This window comes from Streptomyces sp. NPDC092369 (assembly GCF_044755245.1).
In the GTDB taxonomy this organism is placed as follows: Bacteria; Actinomycetota; Actinomycetes; order Streptomycetales; family Streptomycetaceae; genus Streptomyces.
The window spans coordinates 1583453-1600695 of record NZ_JBIVQP010000002.1; the positions used below are offsets into that span (position 1 = coordinate 1583453).

A 17243-nucleotide genomic window follows, 5' to 3' on the forward strand; every position below is an offset into this window, starting at 1 on the left:
GGGATTCCGTTCACCCGGAGTCCCCCTTCTGCCGTACGCGACCGTAACCAAGTCACTCCATCGGCCGTTCCCGGGCAAGGCCCGACAGGGCTTATCGCCCGCGTCGACCGACTGGATGTGCCTTGCCCAGGTTCAGTGTCATCGTCCCCGCGCACAACGTTCAGGCCTACCTGCACGCATGCCTGGAATCGGTGCTGTCGCAGTCGCATCCCGACCTCGAACTGATCGCGGTCGACGACTGCTCGCCGGACGGCTGCGGGGCGATCATCGACGAGTTCGCGGCCCGCGACCCGCGCGTGCACGCCGTGCACCTGCCGGAGAACGCCGGTCTCGGCCCGGCCCGCAACGCGGGTCTCGCCGTCGCGAGCGGCGACTACCTGGTCTTCCTGGACGGCGACGACACCCTCACCCCGCACGCGTTGCGCGCGATCGCCGACCGGCTGAAGGAGACGGGCGAACCGGACGTCCTGGTCTACGACTACGCGCGTACGTACTGGTCGGGCGACACCGTCCGCAACCAGGCGTCGGGGCAGCTCACCGAACAGGGCCCGGCGCCCTTCCGCCTGGAGGACCGCCCGGGCCTGCTGCACCTGCTGACGGTGGCCTGGAACAAGGCGTACCGACGGGAGTTCGTGCAGGAGCACGGCTTCGTGTTCCCGCCCGGCTCCTACGAGGACGCCCCCTGGACCTACCCCACCCTGCTGGCCGCCGAGTCGATCGCCACCCTCGACCGCGTCTGCGTGCACTACCGCCAGCGCCGTCAGGGCAACATCCTGTCCACCACCACCAGCCGCAGCCACTTCGACGTCTTCGAGCAGTACGACCGGGTCTTCGCGTACGTCACCGAGCACCCCGAACTGGCGCTCTGGCGGCCGGTGTTGTTCCGCCGCATGGTCGACCACCTGGCGAAGGTCTGCACGCACCGCGACCGGCTGCCCCGCGCGGCCCGCGCCGAGTTCCTGCGCAAGGCCCGTGCCCACTACCGCCGTTACCGCGTCCCGGGCTCCCCCGTCCCGCTCTCCGCACGGCTGCGCCACGCGCTGGTCCGCTGGAGTCTGCACCGCACCTACCACACGCTCCAGTCGGCGTCCACGCTGAACCGCAGGACGGCCAAGCGCACGGTCAAACTCCTGCGTGCCGTCCGGGCGTTCACCCTCCGGCTGCACTACGGCATCCAGCTCCGCCTCCCGCTGCGCGCCGACCGTGCCGTGTTCGCCGCCCACCAGGGGCGCGGCCACGGCTGCCACCCGGGCGCGCTGGAGGAGGCGTTCCGCGCGCACGCCCCGCACATCCGCACGGCGTGGATCGCCCTCCCCGAGCACCACCACGCCGTCCCGACGGGCACCCGCCGGCTGACCCCGGACACGGCCGCGTACTGGACCGCGCTGGCCCGCTCCAAGTACCTCGTCAACAACGCCGACTTCGACCGCCGGATGCGCAAGCGGCACGGCCAGGTCTTCGTGCAGACCCAGCACGGCACCCCGCTCAAGCACATGGGCCTCGACCTCCAGGAACGCCCGGCGGCAGCCCACGACATGGACTTCGAGCAGCTCCTCGTGGGCGTCGAGCAGTGGGATCACGTCGTCTCCGCCAACCGCCACTCCACCCTCACCTGGGAGCGCGTCTTCCCGGGCACCTACACCACCCTCGAATACGGCAGCCCCCGCAACGACGTGTTCCAGAAGGCGACTTCGGCGGACGTCGCCCGGCTGCGCGCCTCTCTCGGCATCCCCGACGACACGGTCGCGATCCTGTACGCGCCGACCCACCGCGACTACCGCCGCACCCAGCGGGCCGACCTCGACCTGGAGCGCGTCCTGCGCCGCCTGGGCCCGCGCTTCGTCGTGCTGGCCCGCGCCCACTTCCGGCACGGCGGCCCGCTCGCGGCGCCCGACGGCCGGGTCGTCGACGTCACCGGCCACCCGAGCGTCGAGTCCCTCTGCCTCGCCTCGGACGCCCTGGTCACCGACTACTCGTCCCTGATGTTCGACTACGCGGGCCTGGACCGCCCGATCGTGATCCACGCCGAGGACCGCGAGGCCTACGAGGCGGCCCGCGGCACCTACTTCGACCTGCGCGCCTTCCCGCCGGGCGCACTCGCCCGCAGCGAGGACGAGCTGATCGACATCTTCGCCTCCGGCCACTGGCGCGGCTCCCGCTCGACCCAGCTGCGGGCCGCCTTCCGCGAGCGCTTCTGCCCGTACGACGACGGACGCGCCGCCGAACGGGTCGTACGCCACGTCGTGTTCGGGGAGAGCGACCTGCCGTCGGTGATCCCGCTGGAAGCGCGCCACCCGGTGCCGTCGACCGCCGCGAGCCGCGCGCATTCCCCGCAGGCGACCGTGCCGCAGCCCGCCGGTCCGCTCACCGTCGCAGACCGCCTCTGAACACCGTTCTCACATCGGGGAGTTCCCATGCCGTCCAGCCCGTCGCGGCCCACACCGACCCGCCCGACCACGTGGCGCCCGACCGGCCGACCGGGCTGTCGCCCCGGCAACTGAGCTCGACAGAACCCTGACAGAAAGAGCAGAATGCCCCGCTTCAGCATCGTCGTCCCGTCCCATGGGGTGGCGGGACGGCTGTCCCTGGCGCTGGACTCGGTCCTCGCGCAGTCCTTCGGTGACTTCGAGCTGATCCCGGTCTGCGACGCCCCCGACGCGCCCGCGGCGCACGTCGTCGCCGGGTACGCCGAGCGGGATTCCCGGGTGGCTCCGGTGCACTCGCCGCCGTCGGCCGGTCTGGCCGGGGCGCGCAACACCGGGATCCGTGCGGCGAACGGCACCCATCTGCTGTTCCTGGACGGCGACGACATCCTCGTCCCGGGCGCGCTCGCGGCGCTGGACGCCCGCCTGACGGAGACCGGTGACGTCGACATCCTGCACTTCGAGCACGAGCGCACCCCCTGGTGGGAGGGCGAGCCGACCAACCCGGCCGCACCGCTGCTGCCCACGAGCCCGCCCGGCGCCTTCTCCCCCGACCAGGTCCCGCAGCTCACCGGCGTCCGGCTGCCGGCCTGGAGCGCCGCCTACCGCCGGGCCTTCCTCACCGAGCACCGACTCGCCTTCCCCGACGGCCACTTCACCGATGTCGGCTTCTGCGGGCTGGCCGCGATGCGGGCGGAGCGGGTCGCCGTGCTCCACTCGGTCGTCGTACGGCATCTGGTGCGCCGCCAGGGCAACCGGCTCGGTCTGCCCGGCGAGCACCATCTCGAACTCCTCGACCAGACCGCGCTGTTGCTCACGCGAGCCGCCCGACAGGACCTGCCCGCGGCCCGGTTGGTCCCGCTCTTCGAGCAGCTCTTCGCCGCCGTGCTGAAGACGGCCGCCCACCCCACGCGCCTCGGCGACACGGGCCGCGCCTTCTTCCGCCGGGCGAGCCTGCTGTACCGCGACCACCGCCCCGCCGGCCACCGCGCCCCGGGCGGCAGCCTCGGCGTACAGCACCGCCTGCTGGCGAAGGGGTCGTACACGGCCTTCCGTGCCCTGCGGGTCGCCAACCGTTCGGCAACGCGGGCAGCCGAGCGCCTGCCGCGCCCGCGCGGCCTGCGCACCCGACTGCTGTACGCCCGCGACCTGCGCCGCCCGCTGGACGAGAACCTCGCCGTGTACTGCGCCTACTGGGGCCGCGGCTATGCCTGCAGTCCGGCCGCGATCCATGCCATGGCGCGCCAACTCGCCCCGCACATCCGCTCGGTGTTCCTGGTCGAGCCGGACGCGGTGGACTCGCTTCCGGAGGGGATCGACCACGCGGTCATCGGCAGCCGCCGGTACTGGTCGGTGCTGGCCCGCGCCAAGTACCTGGTCAACAACGCCAACTTCGCGGAGGGCGTGGTCAAGCGTCCCGGCAGCGTGCACGTCCAGACGCAGCACGGCACCCCGCTGAAGAAGATGGGCGTGGACCAGTCGACGTACCCGGTGGTGGCCGCCGCGACCGGCAGCTTCGCCAAGCTCCTTGGCCGGGTGGACCGCTGGGACTACAACATCTCCTCCAACAGCCACTCCACCCAGATGTGGGAGCGCGCCTTCCCGGGCTCCTACGAGCAGTTGGAGTACGGCTATCCGCGCAACGACGTCTTCCACACGGCGACCGCCGACGACGTGGCGAGGATCCGGCGGGAGTTGGGCGTCCCCGAGGGCAGGACGGCGGTCCTGTACGCCCCGACCCACCGCGACCACCACACCGGCTTCGAGACCGGTCTGGACCTGGAGGCCTTCTGCGAGGCGGCCGGCGAGGACGTGGTGGTGCTGCTGCGCGCCCACTACTTCTACGACCGGGGCCGGGCCCAGGGCAGCGGCCGGATCATCGACGTCACCGCGCACCGCTCCTCCGAGGACGTGTGCCTGGCCGCCGACGCGCTGGTCACGGACTACTCGTCGATCATGTTCGACTACGCCAACCTGGACCGGCCGATCGTCGTGTACGCCGACGACTGGGAGGTCTACCAGGAGACGCGGGGCGTGTACTTCGACCTGCTGAAGGCACCGCCGGGCCCGGTGACCCGGACGCCCGAGGAACTGGCCCGCGTCTTCCGCGACGGCTCCTGGGCGGGCCCCGAGTCGACGGCGGCGCGAGCCGAATTCCGGCGCCGCTTCTGCCAGTTCGACGACGGGTACGCGGCCGAGCGGGTCGTACGGCGGGTGTTCCTCGGCCGGCCGCCGGAGGCGATCCCGTCCGTGATCCCGCTCGCGCGACGCGTCCCGGCCCCCGCCGCCACCCTCGTAAGGAAGTGACCCCCGCAGTGCCCCGCTTCAGCGTCATCGTCCCCGTCTTCAAGGTGCAGGGCTATCTGCGCGAGTGCCTCGACTCCGTTCTGGAGCAGTCCTACCGGGACATCGAGGTGATCGCCGTCGACGACCGCTCTCCCGACGGCTGCGGCGCGATTCTCGACGAGTACGCGGCCCGCGACCCGCGCGTGCGGGTGGTGCACCTGCCGGAGAACGTGGGCCTCGGCCGCGCCCGCAACGCCGGGATGCCGCACGCCACCGGCGACTTCCTGTTCTTCCTGGACAGCGACGACACCCTCACCCCGGGCGCCCTGCGCGCCCTGGCCGACCGCCTCGACGAGACCGCCGAGCCGGACGTCCTGGTCTTCGACTACGCGCGCACGTACTGGTGGGGCGGCACGCGCCGCAACGTCCTGGCGCACGTGCTCGCGGAGGCCGCCGACGCCACCTTCACCGTCGCCGAACGCCCCGAGATCCTCGACCTGTTGATGGTCGTGTGGAACAAGGTCTACCGCCGCGACTTCGTGCTCAAGCACGGCTTCGAGTTCCCGCCCGGTTACTACGAGGACACGCCCTGGACCTTCCCGGTGCTGCTCAGCGCCGACCGGATCGCCACGCTCGACCGGATCTGCCTGAACTACCGCCAGCGCCGCCAGGGCAACATCCTGTCCACCACCAGCCGCAGGCACTTCGACATCCACGACCAGTACGAGCGGGTCTTCGCCTTTCTCAGCACCCGTCCGGAACTGGCGCGTTGGCAGCCCTGTCTGCACGCCAGGATGGGCGAGCACTGTCTGGACATCCTCGCCAAGCCGGACCGGCTGCCGCCCCGCGACAGGGCCGAGTTCTTCCGGCGCACGGCGGAGCTGTTCCGCAAGCACCGGCCCGAGGGTGCCGTCGTGGCCCCCGAACTCCGGGTGCTTGAAGGCGGTTTCGCCGCCTATCGAGCCAAGCGTCAGGCGGCCCGGGCAGGGCGCGAGATCACCCGCCGGGCCGGGCAAATGCGCCGGGCGGCGGGCGTACGACTCGCCCGTGGCCGCTCCGCGCTCGCCGCGCGCCGCCCCCTCGACCCGGACCTCGTCCTCTACTCGGCCTCCTCGCACCGGGGCGTCCTCGGCGACCCCGGCGCGATCCACCGCAAGGCCCGCGAGATCGCCCCGCAGTTGCGCGGAGTGTGGGTGGTGCGGGACGAGGAGGCGGCGGCCCTGCTGCCGACGGACGTCGAGCACGTCCTGCTCAACTCCCCGGAGTACCGACAGGTCGCCGCCCGGGCCGCGTACTTCGTCAACAACGTCAACTGGCCCGGCACGCTCGCCAAGCGCCCCGGCAGCGTCCACATCCACACCCACCAGGGCGCCCCGCTCAAGTACATGGGCGCCGACCTGCTGGAGCGGCCCGGCGCCCGGCACGGCTTCGACGTGCCGCAGATGCTGCGGCGCGCCGACCGCTGGGACCACAGCCTGGTCGCCAACCTGCACTCCGAGCTGGTGTGGGAGCGGGCCTACCCGTGCCACTTCGCGTCCGCGCGCACCGGCAGCCCGCGCAACGACATCCTGGTCAACGCCCGTCGACAGGGCGGCCTTTCGGAGCACGGGCAGGCGGTCCGCGAACGGCTCGGCATCCCGGCCGGGCACACCGTCGTGCTGTACGCCCCGACCCGCCGCGACTACCGCAGGGGCGGCCATGTCGACCGCGTCGACCTGGCCCGGTTCGCCGAGGACCTGGGCGCCGGACACACCCTCGTCGTCCGCCTGCACCCCACCCTCGCCACCGGCCCCGCGCGCGGCCTGGGTCTGGCCGAACTGCACCGGCGGGGCGTGCTGATCGACGCGATGGACGAGCCGCACGTCGAGGACGTGATGCTCGCCTCCGACGTGCTGGTCACGGACTACTCGGCGGTGATGTTCGACTACGCCAACCTGGACCGGCCGATCGTGGTCCACGCCGACGACCTGGGCGCGTACAGGGCGAGCCGCGGCACCTACGTCGACATCACGGCGCAGGCGCCTGGCCATGTGTCTCGCTCCTACCGGGAGTTGGCGTGGCTGATGACCTCCGGGACCTGGCAGGACGAGGAGTCGGCGCGGCTGCGGGCCGGATTCCGGGCGCGCTACTGCGAGTTCGACGACGGCCGCGCCGCCGAGCGGGTCGTCCGCACCCTGCTGCTCGGTGAGGAGATGCCATCTCCGGCGGCCACCCGGATCCCCGCCCCTGCCGCCGGACACGAGCTGCTCGCCCGGTCGTGAGGCCGCGCACCTGGGTGCTGGTCCTGGCCGGGGTGTTCGCCGTGCTCCAACTCGCGAACGTCACCGGCCGGGACACCCCGGACACCAAGAACTACCTCTCCTACGCCCTGAGTCTGCGCGGTGACGGCAAGGAGGAGGCGGCGGCCACCACGATCGACTACGTCTGCGCGGGCAGGGCGTCGATCGCACGCCGCGACCAGGGCGTGGACGTCGTCCGCTTCCACGCGCCCGACCCGACCGCGCGGGTCATGGGGGAGTGCCGGGACGCTGAACTGCCGAGGGTCCAGGCGCGGTTGAGGGCCGGGCAGACGGGCGGGTCCACCGTGCCGTTCATGCCGGAGCGGTTCATGCGGATCTTCGAGGTGCGGCCCGGATATCCGCTGTTCCTGGTGCCGTTCGTCACGGCGTTCGGCGTGACGTGGGGGCTGTGGGTGTCGGGCGTGGTGATCACGGTCGCGGGCGGGGTGCTCGCGTTCCTGATCCTGCGCACGCTGTCGGTCCCGGTGCCGCTCGCCCTGACCGGACAGGCGCTGTTCCACGTCCTGCCGTGCGGGGCGACCGCGATGCGCCCGATGACCGAGGGCCTGATGCTCGCGCTGACCCTGGCGGCGCTGTGGGGCTGCGCGCTGGTCCTGGAGGGGCGGCGGGCGCGGGCCGGCCTCGCGCTGGTCGGCGGCTCGCTGCTCGCGCTGTTCACGGTGAAGCACTCGCAGGCGCTGTTCCTCGGGCTGTGTCTGGCGACGGCGGGCGCGCTGATCGCCGTACACCGGCGCAGGCACGGCCGGTCGCCGGGGCGGCCCCTCGTGGCGGTCGCGTGGATCGGCCTGGGAGCCGCGCTCGGAACGCTGCTCCTGGCGAAGGCACTCACCTACCCCTCCGAGTCGGAGAGTCTGCAGGATCTGCTCACCGACCACTTCGCCCGGCCCGACCGGACGCGGTTGTGGCCGGAGTTCCTGCATCTGGAGTTCAACTTCTGGGTGGAGTGGCTGCGTCGGCAGCTGTGGGAACCGCTGTTCCTGACGGCGCTGGCGGCCGGGATGTGGGGCGCTCTGCGGCGGCCGGCGTTCGGATGCTTCCTCGCCGCCGCCGCGTTCACCGGGATCCTCACCCAGGCCGGGCACCCCGACATCACCATCTGGGGCGACCGGCTGATCGTGCCGGCGTGGCTGCTGCCGGTGGTGGGGGTGCCGTTGCTGCTCGATCGGGTGGAGCGCGGGTGGGCGCGAGTGCCGGGGCAGGGCTTCGAGGAGCCGGCGGTTCACTCGATGAGGTGATCCCGGGTGGCGTCGTCGACGCAGGCGGGAACACACGGCAAATGCCCCAACCCTCTGCTCCCCGACCCTCCACTCACCGACCCCCTGCTCCCCGACCCTCCGCTCACCGGTGAGCACCGCTCTCGCCACCCGGCGCCTCGTGCGCGGCGCGACGGCCCTGCGCGGCGGCCGGACCTGGCGCCCCACCCCCTACCAGGCCTTCGGTTTCCTGTTCTGGCTGGTGATGTCGCTGGCGTTCTGGCGGGTGCCGCTGTGCTGCGACGCCGGCCAGCACGCGGCGGTCGTCGAACGCCTCAAGGCGAGCCTGCTCCACCCGCGCCACCCGATGGCCGACCTGCCGGGCGCGGGCAGCCCGTACTACTCGCCGTACGCGGTGGCCGAGGGTGCGTTCGCCCGGCTGACGGGTCTGGGCGGCTGGGAGGTGCTGCGGCTGGCCGGTCCGCTGAACCTTCTCGTCCTGCTGACCGGCATCGGCCGCTTCACGCGCGTGCTGACGCCGAGGCCGTGGGCCCCGGTCCTCGCGGTCGCCGCGATGACCCTGCTGTGGGGCACCGAACGGGCCTGGTGGAGCGGCTATCTCGGACTGATGTCGATGACGGGCAACCTCGGCTACCCGTCGACGTTCGCGATCGGCCTCGCCTTCTGGGCCTGGGCGCTGACGGGCGCGCGGGCGCGGAACGCGGAGCGGGTGCGGTTCGTCGGCCCGAGCGGGCTGCCGGGGCCGGTCGGGTACGCGGGGCTCGGCGCGCTCTACGGGCTGATCCTGCTGATCCACCCGATCACCGCGGTGGCGGCGGTCCTCGGCGCGGTGGCGTTCGTGGCGGGGTGGCAGCGCGGTGGGGGGCTCGCCGCGGCGGGGCGCTGGGCGCTCGCGGGCGGGACGGCCCTGCTGGTGGCGGCGGTGTGGCCGTACTTCGACGTGTTCGCGCTGGCCGCGGACGGCAGCGTGGACGCGATGCACCGACGGCTCTACCGGGGCCCGGCCGGCCATTTCTGGCTGGCGCTGCTGGGGTTGCCTGCGCTGTGGCTGCGGGCGCGGCGGGCACGCGACACGACACCGGGGGCCGCGTGGTGGTCGGGGGCGCGGGATCCGCTGGTGCTGATGTTCGGCCTGGAGTGCCTGGTGGTGGCGTACGGCTGGCTCAGCGGGCACTACACGTACGGCAGGATTCTCGGGCTGACGCTGGTGCCGCTCCAGTTCGCGCTCGCGGTGGAGCTGGCGGCGCCCCGGCCGTGGTCGGTGCGACGGCGGATGCTGGGCGAGATCGCCGCGGTGGCCGCCTGCGTCGGCTTCGTGACCGTGCAGGCGGGGGCGGTGGTGCCGCGGTCACTGGATCCGGTCGGCTTCGCGCAGCCGCCGCGCTGGCCCTCGTACGCGTGGGCCGCGCGGCACATCGGGCCCGGCGAGGTGGTGATCACCGACGGCTACTACGCCGTCCACGCGATCGCGGGCTACGGCCCGAACCTGGCCGCGCCCGCCTGGCCGGACCCGGCCCTTGACGAACGGGAGCGGCTGCGTCGGCTGGCCGACGTCCAGGACTGTCTCGCCCCGGACTCGACCCGCGCCGAGCGCGCCGCCGTCGTCCGCCGCTACCACGTGCGCTGGCTGCTGCTGACGCGCCGACACCCCGTGCCCGCGGAGGCCGTGGTGGTGGCGTGGAGTCCGCGGACGGGGGAGGTGCTGGCGCGGGTCGGATGAGGTCGTACCGCTCGATCGCTCGGCGGACCTACTCGACGACGAGGGTGACCTCGATGTTGCCGCGGGTGGCGTTGGAGTAGGGGCAGACCTGGTGGGCGGCCTCGACCAGCTTGTGGCCGGTGGCCTCGTCCACGGTGTCGGGGAGCTCGACGCGCAAGGTGACCTTCAGGGCGAAGCCCTCGCCCACCTTGCCTATGCCGACCTCGGCGGTGACGGCCGCGTCGCTGACGTCGACCTTCGCCTGGCGGCCGACGGCGCCGAGGGCGCTGCCGAAGCAGGCCGCGTAACCGGCGGCGAAGAGCTGCTCCGGGTTGGTGCCCTGACCGTTGCCGCCCATCTCCACCGGGAACGCCAGCGGGACGTCGATCCTGCCGTCGGAGGAGACGGCACGGCCCTCGCGGCCGTGGGTGGCGGTGGCGACGGCGGTGTAGAGCGCGTCCATGGAAAACCATCCCTCTCAAAGTCAGCTGTGCCGGCGGCTTCGGCTTCTTCGGCCGCCTGACGGACTCAAGTAGAGCACACAATTAAATTGCGTACAACTAAATGGCTCGCAAAGGCTATCCTTGACCCATGACCACGCCCACTCCCACTCCACCCACCACCGACTGGCTCCGCCTCGACCAGCAGATCTGCTTCTCCCTGAACGCGGCCTCGCGCGCGTTCGGCGGTGTCTACCGCGTGATCCTCAAGGATCTCGGGATCACGTACCCGCAGTACCTGGTGATGCTGGTGCTGTGGGAGCACGGAGAACTGCCCGTCAAGAAGCTCGGCGAGCACCTGCGGCTCGACTCCGGCACCCTCTCCCCGCTGCTCAAGCGGCTGGAGGCGGCCGGTCTCGTCCACCGCGAGCGCAGCGCCCGCGACGAGCGCTCGGTGGAGGTGGGGCTGACCGAGGAGGGCGCCGCCCTGCGCGAGCGCGCCCTCGCGGTGCCCCGCCGCATCTCCGCCGCGACCGGCTTCGACGTGGACGAGATCCGCGCGCTGCGCTCCCGCCTCGACGACCTCACCGCGGCGCTGGACGCGGCGACGCTGGAGGAGACGTCGGAGTGAGCGGGGGGTCAACTGCCGTACCCGACTCGCCCGTCGGTCCGCCCGTGGCCGTGGGACCGAGCCCGACTGCCGCACCCGGCCCCACCGTTGGGCCGAACGCGTCCGGCCGTCTGACGTAGAGCCGGAGGCCCACGCCCCCCGGGGCGTACCGCGTCCGCTGAGCACCGGCGGGCACGAACTGCTCCTCCACGGCGTCGAGTTTGGCGCGCTCGGTGGGGTCGCCGGGGTACCAGGGTGTGCGCAGGGCGTAGGGCTCGGTGACGACCCAGAGGCGGTGCACGCGCGCGAGTCTACGGCGCAGTTCACCGGCGCCGACCTCACGGCCGTAGAGCGTGCCGGACGGTGGGCCGGGCTCGCCGAGCGCGATGTCCCAGGCCCGCCGGAACCCCTTGGGGTACGCGAGTGCCGAGCGCCGGCCGATCGCCGGGAGGTACACCACCGGGTCGCCGGGCCGCAGTTGGCGGGCGGCGAGCGCGGAGACCGCGGCGAGGTCGTCGGGGCGGTGGGCGGGGGCGCGGTCCTGGCGGTGGGCGGGGAGGGCGTGGAGGAAGGCCAGGGCGATGGCGAGGGCGCCCGCGGCTCGGGTGTACAGCAGGCGGCGGTGCAGCGCCGGCCGGCCCGCGTCGGCCGAGACCACCCGGTCCGCGCCGGCCGCCGCGAGCAGCGGCACTCCGGCCAGGGCGTACAGCACGTACCGGTCGTCGTACATCGGCCGCACCTGCGAGACCGTCATCAGCAGCGCGGGCGGCACCACCGCCAACGGCAGGGCGACGGCGGCGACTTGACGCACCCTCAGCCCCAGCACGACCAGCATCAGGCACACCCAGAACACCACCCCGGTGGGCCCGGCCGCGAAACCGCGCACCAACCGTTCCGCACTCCCCCACCCCGGGACCGGCAGCCACTCCACCTGCCCGGACTGCGCGCGCGACACCATCACGAGCGGCAGCAGCACGAGGCCCACCGCGCCCGTCGCGCGCGCCCAGCCCCACCACGCCCGCTTCGGCGCCCGCGTCCAGGCCAGCGTGACCGCGTGGGCGCCCAGCACGAGGACGGCCAGTTCGTGCAGCAGACAGGTGGTGGCGAGGGCGAGCGCGTACGGCCACCAGGACCGTCCGTCCAGCGCGCGCACCAGGAGCAGGGTGGCCGCCGCCACGCCGGCCGCGACCAGGGCGTACGAGCGGCCCTCCTGCGCGTAGTGCCCGACCAGCGGGGTCACGGCGTACAGCAGTCCGGCCCACAACCCGACGCGCGCCCCCGCGAGCCGGACCCCGAGCGCCCCGACGAGGCCCGCCGTCGCGGCGGCGGCACACACCGAGGGCAGGCGCAGGACGACCTCGCCGGAGTGGACGGCGAGGACGGCGTGCATGACCAGGTAGTACAGACCGTGCACCGCGTCCACGCCGTGCAGCAGCCGCCAGATCTGCGGGATCGAGCGGCGCGCGACCTGAAAGGTGACGCCCTCGTCGCGCCATATACCGCCGCGGTCGAGCCCCCACAGCCCGATCACGAGCATGACGACCGCGGGCACCGCCACGGCCACGACGTCCTCCGGCGGCTTCCGGTTTCCCGCTCTGGTGCCTGCACCCGCGTTCCTCACGCGAGTCATTTTGTACTACTAGTTACCCATTCTTGCTGATTGACGATGTACAGGACCTGCTTCACTGATACGCGGGACATATCGACGAGGGGACGGACGCACATGACCTGGCTGATCACCGGTGGCGCCGGCTACATCGGGGCGCATGTCGTCCGCGCGATGACCGAGGCGGGCGAACAGGCCGTGGTGTACGACGACCTGTCGACCGGCATCGCCGAGCGCGTGCCGGACGGGGTGCCGCTGGTGACCGGCTCCACGCTGGACGGCGAACGGCTGGCGCGCACCCTCGCCGACCACGAGGTCACCGGGGTCGTCCACCTCGCGGCGAAGAAACAGGTCGGCGAGTCGGTCCACCTCCCCCTGCACTACTACCGCGAGAACGTCGAAGGCCTGCGCGTCCTCCTGGAGGCCGTCACGACGGCCGGTGTCCCGTCCTTCGTCTTCTCCTCCTCCGCGGCCGTGTACGGCATGCCGGACGTGGACCTGGTGACGGAGGAGACCTCCTGCGTCCCCATGTCCCCCTACGGCGAGACGAAGCTGGCCGGCGAGTGGCTGGTCCGTGCGACCGGCCGCGCGACGGGCCTGTCCACCGCCTCCCTCCGCTACTTCAACGTGGCGGGCGCGGCGGCCCCGGAACTGGCCGACGTCGGCGTCCACAACCTCGTCCCGATGGTCTTCGAGAAGCTCACCGAGAACGCGCCCCCGCGCATCTTCGGCGACGACTACGACACCCCGGACGGCACCTGCGTACGCGACTACATCCACGTCGTCGACCTCGCCGAGGCCCACGTCGCCGCCGCCCACGCCCTGCGCGCCGCCCCCGGCCGCGACCTCACCCTCAACATCGGCCGCGGCGAGGGCGTCTCGGTCCGCGAGATGATCGACCACATCAACACCCTCACGGGCTACGACCGTCCCCCCACCGCCCTCCCCCGCCGCCCCGGCGACCCCGCCCGAGTCGTCGCCTCCGCCGACCGCGCCGCCACGGAACTGGGCTGGAAGGCCAAGCACGACGTCCAGGACATGATCACGTCGGCTTGGGAAGGGTGGGTACGGCGGCATCCGGGGGCGGGGCGGGGGTAGGGGGCGGGGCGGGGTCGCTGAAGACAGGGCGGCGCCGGGTCCGCCGGCACGCGCGCGTGGTCTACCGATTGTTCAGATACGCCAGCACCGCCAGCACCCGGCGATGTCCGCTGTCGCTCTGCGGCAGGCCCAGTTTCAGGAAGACGTTGCCGATGTGTTTGTGGACGGCGCGTTCGGTGACGACGAGGGTTTTCGCGATGGTCGCGTTGTCGTGGCCCTCGGCCATCAGCGCGAGGACCTCGCGCTCGCGCGGGGTGAGGGAGTCGAGGGGAGAGTCCTTGCGGCGGGTGAGGAGTTCGGTGACGACCTCGGGGTCGAGGGCGGTGCCGCCGGCGGCGACCCGTTCCAGGGCGTCGAGGAACTCCTCGACCCGGCCGACCCGGTCCTTGAGGAGGTAGCCGAGCCCGCTCGCGCCGCCGGTCAGCAGCTCGGCGGCGTAGGACTCCTCGACGTACTGGGAGAGGACCAGGACCGGGAGGCCGGGGATCCTCTCGCGGGCCTCCAGGGCGGCGCGCAGGCCCTCGTCGCGGAAGCCGGGGGGCATGCGGACGTCGAGCACGGCGGCGTCGGGGCGGTGTTCCAGGAGGGCGGGCAGGACCTCGGGGCCGGTGCTCGCGACGGCGACCACGTCGTGTCCCGCGGATGTCAGGAGGAGGACGAGGCCTTCCCGCAGCAGGGCGTTGTCCTCGGCGATCACGACTCTCACGGCAGTCCCGCCTCAACTCCGGTCACCGTGCGCACGGCGATGTCCCCTCGGCCACCGGCGGCCTGATCACCGCAGCCTACTCACAGCGCCTTGATCGCCTCCGCGGTGGCCCGCGCCAGCGCGCCCAGGTATCCCTTGGGCAGCTTCGGGCTGCGGATCACCACCGAGCGCCAGTACAGGGGCCCGGAGATCAGGTCGAGGGCCAGGTCCTGGTCGAGGCCGCCGCTGACCTCGCCGCGCTGTGCCGCCGCCACCACGATCTTGCTGGCGACACCGTCCTGCCCCTCGCGCAGCGCCTTCTGCATGGCCTCGGCGATCTCGGGGCTGCGGGCCGCCTCGGCCTGCAGGTCCGGGATGATCTGCGAGGCCACGGGGTGCCGCAACGCGCGCGAGGTGAACTCGTACAGCAGTCGCAGGTCGCCCTCCAGGGAGCCCGTGTCGGGCACCGGCAGGCCCTGCACCGCGAGCGCCGAGACGACGTCGAGCACCAGGTGCAGCTTGGAGCGCCAGCGGCGGTAGACCGCGGTCTTGCCGACGCCCGCGCGCCGCGCGATCCCCTCGATGGACATCCGCGCGTAGCCGACGGCCGCGAGCTCCTCGAAGACGGCGGCCCGAATGGCTTCCGTCACATCCGGACGGAGCACGGCCGCTCCGGCCGGTGTGCGGCGGCGCGGACGGGTTGGGGGCTCGTCGGCGTTCGTCGTCATACGGCCCAGCATAGGGCGTTGCGACGATACGGTCCCGTCCCCACGCAACACGTCACGACGGAACGGTTCCGTCCCGGCGACGAAACGGTCTCGGCCCGGCGAAGGACGTGACGACGGAACGGTTGCGTTCCGACGCGGATTCCGCCTACGCTCGCGTTGCGACGATACGGTCCCGTCCCGACGTAAGAGAACGTGAAGAGAAGCGTAAGGAAACGCCGGGTGACGGACCGGCCGGCCGACGGGCCGGTTCGCCCGCGCCCCCACCCCCCGAACGAAAGCAGCGGATGTGAGCCAGGTACTCCACACACCGCCCCCGACGGCGACTGCGGCCGACGACGATCTCGCGGCCCTCGCCGCGCGACACGGCCTCACGGTCAGCGGCGCCCGTCCCTCCCTGCCCGAGTACGTCCGTGAGCTGTGGGCCCGGCGTCACTTCATCGCCGCCTTCTCCACCGCCAAACTCACGGCCCAGTACAGCCAGGCGAAGCTCGGCCAGGTCTGGCAGGTCATGACCCCGCTGCTCAACGCGGCGGTGTACTACTTCATCTTCGGCGTGCTGCTCGACACCAAGCGGAGCGTGCCGGACTACATCCCGTTCCTGGTTACGGGCGTGTTCATCTGGACGTTCACCCAGAGCTCGATCCTGACCGGCACCCGCGCCATCTCCGGCAACCTCGGCCTGGTCCGCGCCCTGCACTTCCCGCGGGCCGCGCTGCCGATCTCCTTCTGCCTCCAGCAGCTCCAGCAGCTGCTGTTCTCGATGTGCGCCCTGGTCGTGATCCTGCTCTGCTTCGGGATCCCGGTCTCGTTCTCCTGGTTCCTGGCGATCCCGGTCCTGGTGCTGCAGTTCACGTTCAACACCGGCATCGCGATGATCATGGCCCGGCTGGGCTCCAAGACGCCGGACATCGCCCAGCTGATGCCGTTCGTGCTGCGCACCTGGATGTACATCTCCGGTGTCATGTGGAGCATCGACAAGCTGACCAAGCAGCACAGCGACCTGCCCAGCTGGGTGGCTCCGGCGCTCAAGGCCAACCCGCCCGCCGTCTACATCGACCTGATGCGCTACTCCCTCATCGACAGCTTCCACGCGAGCCAGCTGCCGCCCCACGTGTGGGCGCTCGCGGTCGGCTGGGCCGTGCTCGCCGGCGTCTGCGGCTTCATCTACTTCTGGAAGGCCGAGGAGACCTACGGCCGTGGCTGAGCACACCGAAGTGACCGAAGAGTTCGCAGACGGGATCACCGACCGCATGACCGACCAGGCCACCGAGCAGCCCACCCGCAGCGACATCCCCACGGTCGTCGCCGACGGCGTCGACATCGTCTACCGGGTCAACGGCACCACCGGCGGACGCGGTTCCGCGACCGCCGCCCTCAACCGCATGCTGCGCCGCAAGCAGGCCGACCAGGAGTCGGGCGTCCGCAAGGTGCATGCCGTCAGGAACGTCTCCTTCGTCGCGTACAGGGGCGAGGCCATCGGCCTGATCGGCACCAACGGCTCCGGCAAGTCGACCCTGCTGAAGGCCGTCGCCGGCCTGCTGCCCGTGGAGAACGGCCGGATCTACACCGACGGCCAGCCCTCCCTGCTCGGCGTCAACGCGGCCCTGATGAGCGACCTGACCGGCGAGCGCAACGTCTACCTCGGCGGCCTCGCCATGGGCATGTCCCGCGAGCAGATCAAGGAGCGCTACGCCGACATCGTCGACTTCTCCGGCATCAACGAGAAGGGCGACTTCATCACCCTGCCGATGCGGACGTACTCCTCCGGCATGGGCGCCCGGCTGCGCTTCTCCATCGCCGCCGCCAAGGACCACGACGTGCTGCTCATCGACGAGGCGCTCGCCACCGGCGACGCGGCCTTCCGCAAGCGCTCCGAGCAGCGCATCCGCGAGCTGCGCAAGCACGCGGGCACGGTGTTCCTGGTCAGCCACAACAACAAGACGATCCGCGACACCTGCGACCGCGTCCTGTGGCTGGAGCGCGGAGTGCTGCGCATGGACGGTCCCACGGAGGACGTCCTCGCGGAGTACGAGGCCTTCACCGGCGACAAGAGCGACAAGGCGAAGCCCAAGGCCAAGCCGAAGCCGAAGCCCGCGGCGGCTGTGACGGCGTGACTCACCTCGCTGCCTGACCGACCTGACCGTCGGCTCATCC

Annotated in this window: 13 protein-coding genes; 9 read left to right on the plus strand and 4 right to left on the minus strand. The window is 72.2% G+C overall.

Annotation, left to right across the window (positions count from 1 at the left end):
- Positions 1 to 122 precede the first annotated feature (122 nt).
- The 5 genes from ACIQI8_RS16820 to ACIQI8_RS16840 all read left to right on the plus strand — a co-directional run bounded on the left by ACIQI8_RS16820 (position 123) and on the right by ACIQI8_RS16840 (position 9943).
- Complete coding sequence (locus tag ACIQI8_RS16820) at positions 123 to 2387, plus strand: CDP-glycerol glycerophosphotransferase family protein (protein WP_402350240.1); 2265 nt, start codon at positions 123 to 125, stop codon at positions 2385 to 2387.
- Positions 2388 to 2531: 144 nt separating this feature from the next.
- Positions 2532 to 4730 (plus strand): CDP-glycerol glycerophosphotransferase family protein, encoded by a 2199-nt coding sequence (locus ACIQI8_RS16825; protein ID WP_402350243.1) that lies wholly within the window; start codon positions 2532 to 2534, stop codon positions 4728 to 4730.
- 8 nt (positions 4731 to 4738) lie between these two features.
- Positions 4739 to 6970 carry a CDP-glycerol glycerophosphotransferase family protein gene (locus ACIQI8_RS16830; protein WP_402350522.1) on the plus strand — a complete coding sequence of 744 codons (2232 nt, stop codon included), beginning with the start codon at positions 4739 to 4741 and terminating at the stop codon, positions 6968 to 6970.
- Positions 6967 to 8244, plus strand: a complete 1278-nt coding sequence (locus ACIQI8_RS16835; protein WP_402350246.1) for a hypothetical protein — start codon at positions 6967 to 6969, stop codon at positions 8242 to 8244. Before ACIQI8_RS16830 ends, ACIQI8_RS16835 begins: the two co-directional genes overlap by 4 nt.
- Positions 8245 to 8353: 109 nt before the next feature.
- Entirely contained in the window at positions 8354 to 9943 is a 1590-nt protein-coding gene (locus tag ACIQI8_RS16840) for a hypothetical protein (protein ID WP_402350249.1), read from the plus strand.
- 28 nt (positions 9944 to 9971) lie between these two features.
- Here the strand turns inward: ACIQI8_RS16840 and ACIQI8_RS16845 are convergent, their stop codons facing one another.
- The gene (locus ACIQI8_RS16845; protein ID WP_402350252.1) at positions 9972 to 10385 is read right to left on the minus strand and encodes an organic hydroperoxide resistance protein; all 414 of its coding nucleotides are present in this window, start codon (positions 10383 to 10385) and stop codon (positions 9972 to 9974) included.
- A 128-nt stretch (positions 10386 to 10513) separates the two neighbouring features.
- Between ACIQI8_RS16845 and ACIQI8_RS16850 the strand changes: the two genes are divergently transcribed.
- Positions 10514 to 10993 (plus strand): MarR family winged helix-turn-helix transcriptional regulator, encoded by a 480-nt coding sequence (locus ACIQI8_RS16850; RefSeq protein WP_402350256.1) that lies wholly within the window; start codon positions 10514 to 10516, stop codon positions 10991 to 10993.
- Here ACIQI8_RS16850 and ACIQI8_RS16855 read toward each other — a convergent pair.
- On the minus strand, positions 10947 to 12593 hold the full coding sequence (locus ACIQI8_RS16855) for a hypothetical protein (RefSeq protein ID WP_402350259.1): 1647 nt from the start codon (positions 12591 to 12593) through the stop codon (positions 10947 to 10949). The two genes, ACIQI8_RS16850 and ACIQI8_RS16855, sit on opposite strands and share 47 nt — an antisense overlap.
- Positions 12594 to 12695: 102 nt before the next feature.
- On the opposite strand from ACIQI8_RS16855, the gene galE reads away from it, so the two are divergent.
- On the plus strand, positions 12696 to 13676 hold the full coding sequence (galE, locus tag ACIQI8_RS16860; protein ID WP_402350262.1) for a UDP-glucose 4-epimerase GalE: 981 nt from the start codon (positions 12696 to 12698) through the stop codon (positions 13674 to 13676).
- Positions 13677 to 13737: 61 nt separating this feature from the next.
- Here the strand turns inward: galE and ACIQI8_RS16865 are convergent, their stop codons facing one another.
- Together ACIQI8_RS16865 and ACIQI8_RS16870 are read right to left on the minus strand one after the other, a co-directional pair.
- The gene (locus tag ACIQI8_RS16865; protein ID WP_402350265.1) at positions 13738 to 14382 is read right to left on the minus strand and encodes a response regulator; all 645 of its coding nucleotides are present in this window, start codon (positions 14380 to 14382) and stop codon (positions 13738 to 13740) included.
- 80 nt (positions 14383 to 14462) lie between these two features.
- Positions 14463 to 15089 (minus strand): TetR/AcrR family transcriptional regulator, encoded by a 627-nt coding sequence (locus ACIQI8_RS16870; RefSeq protein WP_402350268.1) that lies wholly within the window; start codon positions 15087 to 15089, stop codon positions 14463 to 14465.
- Positions 15090 to 15375: 286 nt separating this feature from the next.
- On the opposite strand from ACIQI8_RS16870, the gene ACIQI8_RS16875 reads away from it, so the two are divergent.
- Both ACIQI8_RS16875 and ACIQI8_RS16880 read left to right on the plus strand, forming a co-directional pair.
- Positions 15376 to 16293, plus strand: coding sequence for an ABC transporter permease (locus tag ACIQI8_RS16875; protein WP_402350271.1), 918 nt, complete (start codon positions 15376 to 15378; stop codon positions 16291 to 16293).
- Positions 16294 to 16339: 46 nt separating this feature from the next.
- Positions 16340 to 17203 (plus strand): ABC transporter ATP-binding protein, encoded by an 864-nt coding sequence (locus ACIQI8_RS16880; RefSeq protein ID WP_402350525.1) that lies wholly within the window; start codon positions 16340 to 16342, stop codon positions 17201 to 17203.
- Positions 17204 to 17243: the final 40 nt, after the last annotated feature.

Bases quoted from the DNA above. Each gene is read 5' to 3' on its own strand.
- ACIQI8_RS16850 (WP_402350256.1), top strand. From the start codon at position 10,514: ATGACCACGCCCACTCCCACTCCACCCACCACCGACTGGCTCCGCCTC.
- ACIQI8_RS16825 (WP_402350243.1), top strand. From the start codon at position 2,532: ATGCCCCGCTTCAGCATCGTCGTCCCGTCCCATGGGGTGGCGGGACGG.
- galE (WP_402350262.1), top strand. From the start codon at position 12,696: ATGACCTGGCTGATCACCGGTGGCGCCGGCTACATCGGGGCGCATGTC.
- ACIQI8_RS16870 (WP_402350268.1), bottom strand. From the start codon at position 15,089: ATGACGACGAACGCCGACGAGCCCCCAACCCGTCCGCGCCGCCGCACA.
- ACIQI8_RS16880 (WP_402350525.1), top strand. From the start codon at position 16,340: ATGACCGACCAGGCCACCGAGCAGCCCACCCGCAGCGACATCCCCACG.
- ACIQI8_RS16845 (WP_402350252.1), bottom strand. From the start codon at position 10,385: ATGGACGCGCTCTACACCGCCGTCGCCACCGCCACCCACGGCCGCGAG.